Genomic DNA, 12,001 nt, shown 5'->3' on the forward strand with positions numbered 1-12,001 from the left:
GTGCGCGCCGGTCGGGTGGAGGTCAGCCGCGGTCGGTCCGCGCGTGCGCGGCGAGCCACTCCTCCATGATCTGTGCGGTCTGCGCCGAGTCCTCGCGGATCATCGACAGGTGGTCGGCTTCCACAGGCCGCTCGTGCGCTCCGGGGACCAGGGGCGCGCTCTGCGCCGACGGCTGCTCCTCGATCGGCCGGTCGTCGGCTCCGAACAGCTGCTTGGCGCACTTCACCAGCAGTACGGGGGCGCTGGTGTGCTGCACCTGGAGGCGGCTGAGGAGGACCATCCAGCGTCCCATGGCGGACAGCCGGGCACTGGTGAGCCTGACCACCGAGCCCTCGGCCGACCCGGCCGGCATGCCCGCGTTGGCGAAGTTGAGGCGCATCATGCCCTGGTAGTCGACGCCTTCGCCGTCGTTGTGCTGGAAGCTGTAGGTGTCGAGGAGCACCACACCGGCGGGCCTGATGCCCCAGGTGTGCTCCAGCAGTCCGGCCGCCGCGTAGGCGAAGGAGCCGCCGGAGGAGTGGCCGACGAGGACGAACGGTTTGCCGTCTGCCTCCCGCAGGGCGCTCTCGGCGATCACCCGGGTGGCGACCTCCGGGGTGGCGGGCAGCCGTTCCCCGGTCTCGAAGCCGACCAGGGGCAGCGCCGCCACCGGGCGGCTGCCGCGGAAGTGTGCGGCGAGCCGGGCGTACTGGTGGACGCCCGCGTTGGCGGTGGGCGCGCTGACGCAGATCAGTTTCGGGGCGGCCGGGCCGTCGGAGAGCGCGGACGCGTGGGGCAGGTCCTCCAGTTCGGCCGAGGCCTCGAAGGTGGGCCGCAGTGCGGCCACGGCGGCCAGCATGCGCTGCGACTCGGTGACCTTGCCGGCGGCGAGGGCGTCGGTGAACAGCCGTTCCAGGGAGCCGGGTTCGGACTCGCCGGGTGCGAGGGCGAGGGTTGCGCCGACGCCCGTGGTGTTCTCGGCCGGGGTCTGCTGGGCGAGTTCGCCGCGCAGCCAGCGGGCGAGGTCGGCGGGGGTCTTGTTGTCGAAGACGACCGTGGCGGACAGCCTCAGGCCGGTGCCGGCGGCGATCTTGTTGCGCAGTTCGACGGCGGTCAGCGAGTCGAAGCCGAGCTCGTAGAAGTCCCGGTCGGCCTCGACTGCGTCGGCGGAGACGTGGCCGAGCACGGTCGCGGCCTCGGTGCGTACCAGGTCGGTGAGGTGGCGCAGGCGGTCCTTCTCGCTGAGCGCGAGGAGCCGGCGGGTGAGGTCGGCGGTGGCGTCCTTGCCGCCGGCCGTGTTGGTCGCGGTGCGCCGGGCGGTGCGGACCAGTCCGCGGAACAGCGGCGGGACTTCGCCCTGGGGGCGCATCCCGGCGCCGGTCAGTCCGATCGGGATGACGAGCGGTTCGGCCGAGCCGAGGGCGGTCTCGAACAGGGTGAGTCCCTGGTCGATGGAGAGCGGGGGCATGCCGCCGGACTGCATGCGCCGCATGTCGGTGTCGCTGAGTTCGCTCGTCATGCCGTCGTCCTGGACCCAGGGCCCCCAGGCCAGGGAGGTGCCGGGCAGCCCGAGGGCCGTGCGGTGCTCGGCGAGGGTGTCGAGGAAGGAGTTGGCGGCGGCGTAGTTGCCCTGGCCGGGGCTGCCCATGACGCCGGCGATGGAGGAGAACGTGACGAAGGCGGCGAGCGGGAGCCCGCGCGTGGCCTCGTGCAGGTTCCAGGCCGCGTCGACCTTCGGCCGCAGGACGTCCGACAGCCGGGCGGGGGTCAGGGAGGTGATGATGCCGTCGTCGAGCACACCGGCCGTGTGGATCACGGCGGTGAGCGGGTGCGCGGCCGGGATGCCTTCGATCAGGCGGGCCGCGGCCGGGCGGTCAGCGGTGTCGCAGGCGGCGACGGTGACGGTGACGCCCAGCGCCTCGAGCTCGACGGCCAGTTCGGCGGCGCCAGGTGCGGCCGGGCCGCGCCGGCTGGTGAGCAGCAGGTGCCGGACGCCGCGGGCGGCCAGCCTGCGGGCGAGGTGGCGGCCGAGGGCGCCGGTGCCGCCGGTGATGAGGACCGTGCCCTCGGGGTTCCAGGCGGGCGGCAGGGTGAGCACCGTGCCGTTCAGGGGCCCGTCCTCGGGGGTGCGGTCGCGCAGGGCGGTCCGGGCGTGCCGGATGTCGTGGGCGGCGGCCACGCCGGCCGGGGCGGCGGCTGCCTGCGCCCAGGTCCGGCTGTCGGGGACGGGGACGAGTTCGTGCTGCCGCAGGACCGCGACGGGGCCGACGGCGACCGGTTCCACGCTCATCACACGGTCACCGGTCCGCAGACCGGTCACGCCGGGTCCGGTCTCGCCGACGGTGCCGGCAATGCGGGCGGCCGGTCCGTCGGCGGCGTCGCCGGTGAGTCCGGCGGCCACGACGGTGACGCGTACCTCGCCTTCAGTGAGCGGCCGCAGTGCGTCGGACCAGGGTTCCAGCCGCAGGTCAGCGGCGGCGCCGCCGCCGGGCAGGGCCAGCCGCCATCCCGCTCCGGCGGGCGGCAGCAGACTGGGGGCCGTGGCGAGCCGGGCGAGCCGGCCGACGTGCAGTGTCTGTGCGCGTACGGCGAACTGCGCCTCGCCCGCGGCGAGGGGCGCGGAGAGCCGGGCGAGGGCACCGGCGACGTCGGTGTCCTTCTCGGTGTCGAGGAGGACGAACCGGTCAGGGTGCTCGGAGTTCGCCGAGCGCGCCAGGCCCCAGGCGGCTCCGCCCGCGAGGTCGGTGACGGTGTCGCCGTCGGCGGCGCGGATCGCCCGGCGGGTGACGAAGACGAGCCGGGAGGCGGCGAACCGCTCCCCGCCGAGCCACTCCTGCACCAGGGCCAGTACCTGCCCCGTCAGCGCGTGGACGGCCGCGGGCACGTCGCTCGTGTCTACGGCTTCGAGCACGTCCCCCGTCTGTACGGTTTCCGGCGTGTCGCCGCCGGTGCGGTCGGGCAGCGGTACGACGACCAGGTCCGGCATATCCCCGTCCGGCGAGGCGAGTTCGGACAGGCCGGCGAGGGTGGCGGCGCGGGCGCCGAGACCGTACGGGTCGCTGGCTCCGAGCGCGACGGCTCGCGGCTCCCGGGTGGGCGCGGCCTCCGTGTCGGCGGGGACCCACTCCACGTGGAAAAGCGGCTCGCGTTCGACCGGCCGGGCCCCGCCCGCGTCGGTCTCGTTGGCGGCCAGGGCGACCGACGCGGCGGACAGCACGGGGGCGCCTTCGGCGTCGTACGCGCCGATGACGACCGTGTCCTCGCCGGACCGGGTCAGCCGGACCCGCAGCAGCGAGGCGCCGCCCGCGTGGAGGGTGAGGTCCCGCCAGGCCCGCGGCTGCGGCAGCCGGTCGTCGGCGCCGAGGCCGAGCAGGACGGCGCCGTGCAGGGCCGCGGCGGACAGGGCCGGGTGCAGGCCGAAGTACCGGGCGTCGTCGGCGGCTTCGCCGGACAGCCGCACTTCGGCGAACACCTCGTCGCCGTGCGTCCAGGCGGCGGTCAGGCCCTGGAAGACGGGCCCAGGTGCGCCTTCGCCGTAGAAGCCGTCGAGGTCGACGGCGGCGGCGCCGGCCGGCGGCCACATCGGCGGGGCCGGCGGCGCGGTGAACGGCCGTGCGGTCAGGGTGCCGGCGGCGTGCCGGATCCACGGCTCGTCGGGCGCCGCGTCGCCGGGGCGCGCGTAGCAGGCGACCGTACGGTCACCGGTGTCGTCGTCGGGCGCGCCGACCCACACCTGGATGACCGGTTCGGCCCCGCCGTCGAGCGGCAGCGGCGCCGTGACGGCGAACTCCCTGAGGTGCCCGCAGCCGGCCTGGTCGCCGGCCTGGATGGCGAGTTCGAGGAACGCGGCGTCCGGGAAGCGGGCGGCGCCGTCGACCTGGTGGTCGAGCAGCCACGGGTGGACGCGGAGCGAGAGCCTGCTGGTGAACAGCAGGCCGTCGGCGCCGGCGAGCGGGACGGCCGCGCCGAGCAGCGGGTGTTCGGCCGGCACGAGGCCCGCCGAGGTCACGTCACCGGTAAGGGGCGCGGGGCGCGGCCAGTACCGCTCGTGCTGGAAGGCGTAGGTGGGCAGCGGGGTGCGGCGGGCGCCGGTGCCGTCGAAGATCCGCGCCCAGTCGACGGCCACGCCGGTGACGTGCAGCCCGGCCAAGGCGGTGACCAGGGCGCTCTCCTCTGGCCTGGCGGACCGCAGGGCGGGCACGCAGACGCAGTGGCCGGCGTCGTCGCCGAGGCTCTGCGGGGCCAGGGCGGCGAGGGTGCCGTCGGGGCCGATCTCCAGGAAGGCGGAGGCCCCGGCCTCACGCAGGGCGCGTACGGCGTCGGCGAAACGGACGGTCTCGCGGACGTGCCGCACCCAGTACTCGGGGTCGCGGAGCTGGTCGGCCGAGGCCGTGGCGCCGGTGAGCGTGGAGACGAGGGGGATGCCGGGCTCGGCGACGGCGAGAGTGGCGACGACTGCCCGGAACTCGTCCAGCATCGGGTCCATCAGCGGCGAGTGGAAGGCGTGCGAGACCCGCAGCCGGGTCGTCTTGCGGCCCAGCTCCTCGAAGTGGGCCCGTACGGACTCCACTTCCCCGGTCGCGCCGGACACGACCACGGCGGACGGGCCGTTGACCGCCGCGAAGGACACCGACTCCCCCAGCAGCGGACGGACTTCGTCCTCGGTCGCCTGGACCGCGAGCATCGCGCCGCCCTCGGGCAGGGCCTGCATCAGCCGCCCGCGGGCCGCCACCAGCGCGCACGCGTCGGCCAGCGAGAACACCCCGGCCACGTGGGCGGCGGCGATCTCTCCGACGGAGTGTCCTGCGACGAACTCCGGGCGGACGCCCAGCGAGGCGAGCAGCCGGAACAGGGCCACCTCCACGGCGAACAGTCCGGTCTGCGCGTACGCCGTCCGGTCGGCCGCTTCGGCGTCGGTTCCCCAGATCACCTCGCGCAGCGGCCGTTCCAGCCGCGGGTCGAGTTCCGCGCACACGGCGTCGAAGGCGTCGGCGAACACCGGGAAACGGATGTGGAGTTCGCGGCCCATGCCGAGGCGTTGCGCGCCCTGCCCGGAGAACAGGAAGGCGGCGGTGTGAGCGGCGGCCTCGCCGCGGGCGACCTCCACGCCGTCGACGAGTACGGCGCGGTGCGCGAGGATGGTGCGGGTGGTCACGAGGGAGTGGCCGACGTCGAGCGGGTCGCGGCCCTCGGCGTCCGCGGTCAGGCGGGCGAGCTGCTCCTCCAGGGCCGCGGGGGTGGCGCCGGACACGAGCCACGGCACGGCGGTGGCCGTCACGGGCGGCGCCTCGGGCGACGGGGCGGCGGCCTCGGCGGGCGGGGCCTGCTCGATGATCGCGTGGGCGTTGGTGCCGCTGATGCCGAACGAGGACACGCCCGCCCTGCGAGGGCGGTCCGTCCGCGGCCACGGCCGGGCCTCGGTGAGCAGGTCGATCGCCCCGGCGGTCCAGTCGACGTGGGTCGAAGGCTCGTCGAGGTGCAGGGACTTGGGCAGGACGCCGTGCCGCAGCGCCAGGACGGTCTTGATCACGCCGGCCACGCCGGCGGCGGCCTGCGCGTGTCCGATGTTCGACTTCAGCGAGCCCAGCAGCAGCGGCCGCTCGGGGTCGCGGTCCCGGCCGTAGGTGGCCAGCAGGGCCTGCGCCTCGATGGGGTCGCCGAGAGTGGTGCCGGTGCCGTGTCCTTCGACGGCGTCGACGTCGGCGGGGGTCAGTCCGCCCGCGGCGAGGGCCTGGCGGATGACGCGCTGCTGGGAGGGCCCGTTGGGGGCGGTGATCCCGTTGGACGCGCCGTCCTGGTTGACGGCGGAGCCGCGTACGACCGCCAGGACCTCGTGCCCGTGGGCACGGGCGTCGGAGAGACGTTCGAGGACGAGCATGCCTACGCCCTCGGACCAGTTGGTGCCGTCGGCGGCGTCCGAGTACGCCTTGCAGCGCCCGTCGGCGGCGAGGCCGCCCTGGATGGTCATGCCCGCGAAGCCGACGGGGGTGGCCATCACGGTGACGCCGCCGGCCAGGGCGAGCGAACACTCGCCGGCCCGCAGCGCCTGCGCGGCCGAGTGCAGGGCCACCAGCGAGGAGGAGCAGGCGGTGTCTACGGTGACGGCCGGCCCTTCGAGGCCGAGGGTGTACGAGATGCGCCCGGACAGCACACTGGAGGCGAGGCCGGTGCCGGCGTGGCCGCCGATGTCCTCGCGGGAGCTCATCATCAGCGTCGCGTAGTCGAGGCCGCTGGTGCCGACGAAGACTCCGGTGCGGCTGCCGCTCAGGGAGTCCGGCGCGATGCCGGCTCGCTCCACGGCTTCCCATGACGTTTCGAGCAGCAGCCGCTGCTGCGGGTCCATGGCGAGCGCCTCGCGCGGGGAGATCCCGAAGAAGCCCGCGTCGAAGTCGGCGACGCCGGCCACGAATCCGGCTTCCAGGGTGGCGCTGCGGCCGCGCCCGTCGCGGTCGCCCGCGCCGAGGGTCTTCAGGTCCCAGCCCCGGTCGGTGGGGAACGGCGCGATACCGTCGCCGCCGGTGGAGACCAGCTGCCACAGCTCCTCGGGGCTGCGGACCCCGCCGGGCAGCCGGCAGGCCATGCCGACGATGGCGATCGGGTCGTCGTCGAGGGCGGCCCGGGGTGCGTCGGCCGGCGCGCCGTCCGGCCGTTGTTCGTCGAGGAGTTCGGCGAGCAGGTGCTCGGCGAGGCCGGTGGCGGTCGGGTAGTCGAAGACGGCCGTGGCGGAGAGCTTCAGGCCGGTGGCGAGGTTGAGTCGGGCGGGCAGTTCGACGGCGGTGAGCGAGTCGAACCCGAGGTCGCGGAACTTGCGGTCGGCGGGCACGGCCGCCTTGCCGCTGTGCCCGAGGACCGCCGCGACGTGGGTGCGGACCAGGTCGGTGACGAGGGTGCGGCGTTCGGCGGCGGACAGCGCCCGCAGCCGCAGGGTGAGTTCGTGTGCCTGCGAGGTGATGTCCTCGCGTGCCGTCGCCGCGTCGGCGAGGGCCTGCCGGGCGGCCGGGAGTCCGGCCAGCAGCGGGTTGCCGCGCAGTCCGACGAGGGTGTCGAGGATCTGCGGCTGGCGCAGGTCGAGCACGATCAGGGTCGGGGCGGGCCGGGTGACGGCCTGCCGCAGTGCGGCGAGCGCCAGTTCGGGGTGCACGGCGGGTACGGCGGCACGGCGGGCGCCGCGGTCGCCGCGGTCGGCGCGGGCGCCGGCTGCAGCGGTGTCGGCGTCCGCGCCGGTGCCGTCCACTGCGGTGACGCCGTCCGCCCCGGCACGGTCGACGGCGGGTTCCCGGTCCGCCCCCGGAGCGCTCATGTCGGTGACGCCGTCCGCGCCGGTGACGTCCATCCCCGCGCCGTCCACCGGGGGTTCGCCGTCCATCCACGCCCCCCAGGCCAGCGACGTCGCGGGCAGGCCGCGCGCGTGGCGCTGCTGGGCGAGCGCGTCGAGGACGGCGTTCGCTGCGGCGACGGCCGCCCGGCCGGGGGTGCCGACGGCGCCGGCCACGGACGAGAAGAGCACGAACGCCGACAGGTCGAGTCCGCGCGTCAGCTCGTCCAGGTGGAGTGCCGTCAGCGCCTTGGCCCGGTGTACGACCGTCAGCCGCTCCGGGGTCAGGTCGTCCAGTACGCCGTCGTCGACGGCGGCCGCCGCGTGGACCACGGCCGTGAGCGGGTGCTCGGCGGGCACGGCCGCGAGCACGCCGGTGAGCGCGTCCGGGTCGGCGGTGTCGCAGGCCACGACGGTGGCTTCGGCCCCCAGTGCGCGCAGCTCGGCGACGAGTGCGTCACTGCCGGGTGCGTCGGGGCCGCGGCGGCCGACGAGCAGCAGGTGGCGTACGCCCGCGGCCGCGAGCCAGCGGGCGGTGCGGCTGCCCCGGCCGCCGGTGCCGCCGGTGATCAGCACCGTGCCGTCGGGGTCGGCGGCGGCGGGCTGCCAGCCCGCGTCCGGGGAACCGGCGGGCGCGGGCACCAGCCGTCGTACGTACACGGCGGAGTCGCGGACCGCGATCTGGTCCTCGCCGTCGAGTCCGGCCAGGACGGCGCCGAGCCGCCGAGCGGCCCGGGTGGTGACGGTGTCGGGCAGGTCGATGAGCCCACCCCAGCGCTGCGGGTGTTCCAGAGCGGCCACCCGGCCGAGCCCCCAGGTGCCGGCCTGCTCCGGTGCGGGCAGGTCCTCGGTCCTGGCCACGGCGACCGCGCCTCGGGTCACGCACCACAGGGGCGCCGTGATCCCGGCGTCGGCGAGGGCCTGGAAGAGCACGGTGGTCGCCGCGACGGCGGCCCCGGCCGGTGCGGGCAGCGCCAGTACGCCCGTGAACCCGGCGACGGGAGCGGGAAGTTGTGCGAGCAGGGCGGCCAGTGCGGTCCGGTCGAGCGCCGGGTCGACGGTCAGGTGCAGGGCCTCGGGCCCGGCCGCCTCCCGGACCGTGGCCGCCCAGTCCTCGTCCGCGTCCCCGCCGGGCGTGACCACGAGCCAGGTCCCGGCGAGCTTTCCGCCCGTCACCTCGCTCTTCGGCTGCCACGCCTCGTGGAACCTCAGGGCGTCGAGGAGCGACTGGTCGCGGCGGTGGCGGCGCCAGTTGGAGAGCGCGGGCAGTACGGCGCCGAGCGCCTCGCCGTCCACGTCCAGGTCGGTGGCCAGGGCGGCCAGGTCCTCGCCCTCGACGGCCGCCCAGAAGTCCGCGTCGCCGGAACCGGAATCGGCCGAACCGGCGGGCCGTACGGTGGACCCCGTCTGCGGCCAGTGGCGGGCTCGCTGGAAGGCGTACGTGGGCAGGTCGACGGACCGGGCGGCGGTGCCGTCGAAGAGCCGCGTCCAGTCGACGCCCACCCCGCTGATGTGCAGCCGGGCGAGCCCTTCGACCAGCGTCCGCTCCTCCGGCCGCCCCGCGCGCAGCGCGGGCACGGCGACGCAGGTCTCGCCGTGGGCTCCGAGGGCGGTGCGGGTGGCGGCGGTGAGGATGCCGTCGGGGCCCAGTTCCAGGAAGGCGGAGACCCCGGCCTCGCGCAGCGCGCCGATCCCGTCGGCGAAACGGACGGTCTCGCGGACGTGCCGCACCCAGTAGTCGGGGGTGCGGACGAGGTCCGGTCCCGCGATCCTACCGGTCAGATTCGACACGAGCGCGAGTTGCGGCTCGGCGAAGGAGATCCGGGCCGCCACGGCCCGGAACTCGTCCAGCATCGGATCCATCAGCGGCGAGTGGAAGGCGTGCGACACCCGCAGCCGGGTGACCTTGCGGCCGTCCGCCTCGAAGTGCGCACCGATCCGTGCGACGGCGTCCGCCTCGCCGGAGACGACCACCGACGACGGCCCGTTGACCGCCGCGATCGACACCGTGCCGGTGTCGAGCAGCGGCCGCACCTCGTCCGGTGTCGCGTGTACGGCGAGCATGGCGCCGCCCTCGGGCAGGGCCTGCATCAGCCGGCCGCGCGCCGCCACGAGGGCACACGCGTCGGCGAGCCCGAACACCCCGGCGACGTGCGCGGCGGCGATCTCGCCCACCGAGTGGCCGGCCACGAACTCGGCCCGCACTCCCAGCGATTCGACCAGCCGGAACAGCGCCACCTCGACGGCGAACAGGCCCGCCTGGGCGTACGCCGTACCGTTCAGCGCGTCCTCGGCCTCGCCCTCGTCCTCGCCCCACACGACCGTACGGACCGGACGGTCGAGGTGCTCGTCCAGAGCCGCGCACACGGCGTCGAAGGCCCCCGCGAACACCGGGAAGCGTTCGTACAACTCCCCTCCCATGCCCAGCCGTTGGGAGCCCTGCCCGGAGAACAGCACGGCGGCGACCCGGCTCTCCGCAGCCGTCCCGCGGGCGATCTCGGCACCGTCCACCAGCACGGCCCGGTGCTCGAACGTGCCGCGTCCCGCCGCGAGCGAGTACGCCACGTCGAGCGCCGGCTCCTCGGCGAGCAGCGACGCCAGCCGGTCGCACTGCATGGCCAGCGCGGCCTCGGACTTGCCGGACACCACCCACGGCACGACGGAGGGCAGCGGCCCGGCGGGCTCCTCCGCCGGTGTCTCGACTGCCGGGGCCTGCTCGATGATCGTGTGCGCGTTGGTGCCGCTGATCCCGAACGCCGACACGGCGGCCCGGCGCGGCCGGTCGACGGCCGGCCACGGCGCGGCCTCCGTGAGCAGCCGTACGTCACCGGCGGACCAGTCGACGTGCGTGGAGGGCGCGTCCACGTGCAGGGTGCGCGGCACGGCGTCGTGGCTCATGGCCATGACCATTTTGATCACACCGGCGACACCGGCCGCGGCCTGCGTGTGCCCGATGTTGGACTTGAGCGAGCCGAGCAGGAGCGGCCGCTCGGGGTCGCGGTCCCGGCCGTAGGTGGCCAGCAGGGCCTGCGCCTCGATCGGGTCGCCGAGAGTGGTGCCGGTGCCGTGTCCTTCGACGACGTCGACGTCGTCGGCCGTCAGACCCGCGTTGGCGAGGGCCTGCCGGATGACGCGTTGCTGGGCGGGCCCGTTGGGCGCGGTGAGGCCGTTGGAGGCGCCGTCCTGGTTGATGGCGGAGCCACGTACGAGCGCCAGGACCCGGTGCCCGTTGCGGCGGGCGTCCGAGAGCCGTTCCAGGACGAGTACGCCGACGCCCTCGGACCAGCCGGTGCCGTCGGCGGCGTCCGCGTACGCCTTGCAGCGCCCGTCGGTGGCGAGGCCGCCCTGCCGGGTGAAGCCGGGGAAGCCCATCGAGGAGGACATCACGGTGACACCGCCGGCGAGGGCGAGCGAGGACTCGCCGCTGCGCAGCGACTGGGCGGCCAGGTGCATCGCCACCAGGGAGGACGAGCAGGCGGTGTCGATGGTGACGGCCGGGCCTTCGAGCCCGAAGGTGTACGCCACGCGGCCGGACACGACGCTGGCAGCGAGGCCCGTACTGGCGTGCCCCTCGATGTCCTCGGGAGAGTTCATCACGAGAGTGACGTAGTCCTGGCCGCCGGTGCCGACGAACACCCCGGTCGCGCTGCCGCGCAGGGTGGCCGGGTCGATCGCGGCGCGCTCGACGGCTTCCCAGGACGTCTCGAGCAGCAGCCGCTGCTGCGGGTCCATGGCGAGGGCCTCACGCGGCGAGATACCGAAGAAGCCCGCGTCGAACTCGGCCACCCCGTGCAGGAATCCGCCCTTCGCGGTGGCACTGCGACCCCGGCCGTCCGGGCCATGACCGGCGCCGAGCAGCGCGTCCAGGTCCCAGCCGCGGTCGGTGGGGAAGTCGGCGATGCCTTCCCGTCCGTCGCGGACCAGGTCCCACAGGTCCTCGGGAGTGTCGATACCTCCGGGCAGCCGGCAGGCCATGCCGACGATGGCGATCGGGTCGTCGGCCACCCCGGCGGTCACGGCGGCGGGCAGCCGCACCTCGCCGCTCTCGTCGAGCAGTTCGGCGAGGAGGTGGGCGGCGAGCGCGGTGGGGGTGGGGTGGTCGAAGACAAGGGTGGCGGGCAGCCGCAGGCCGGTGGCCTCGGTCAGCCGGTTGCGCAGTTCCAGCACCGTGAGGGAGTCGAGCCCCAGGTCGTGGAAGTCCCGGTCCGCGCCGATGGTCTGGGCCGAGGCGTGTCCCAGGACGGACGCGGCCTCGGTACGCACGATGTCCACGACGGTACGGATACGGTCGGCCTCGCGCAGCTCCCACAGCCGGGCTGCGAGTGCGACGGCGGTGCCGGCTCCGCCCGCGGTGGTGGCGGCCATCCGCCGGCCGCCGCGGACCAGCCCGCGGAACATGGTGGGCACCTCGCCGCGCATCCGGGGCGCGCCCGCGCCGGCCATGCGGCCGAGGGGGACGAGGTAGGGGAGGTCGGTGGCCATCGCCGCGTCCAGGAGCGCCAGCCCCTGCTCGACGGAGAGCGGCGGCACCCCGGAGGACGCGATGCGCTGACGGTCGGCCTCGGAGAGTGTCGCCGTCATGCCGCCCGTCGGCGCCCACGCGCCCCACGCGAGGGACTGCGCGGGCAGACCCTCAGCACGGCGGTGCGCGGCCAACGCGTCCAGGAACACGTTGGCGGCGGCGTAGTTGCCCTGGCCCGCCGAACC

At 75.4% G+C, this 12,001-nt stretch carries 1 protein-coding gene; it reads right to left on the reverse strand.

Annotated elements, in window-relative coordinates:
- Positions 1-22: 22 nt before the first annotated feature.
- Positions 23-12,001, reverse strand: an 11,979-nt coding sequence (locus ACWD01_RS34770; RefSeq protein WP_451167637.1) for a type I polyketide synthase, incomplete at its 5' end; no start/stop codon positions are given.

This window comes from Streptomyces sp. NPDC002835 (assembly GCF_053591995.1).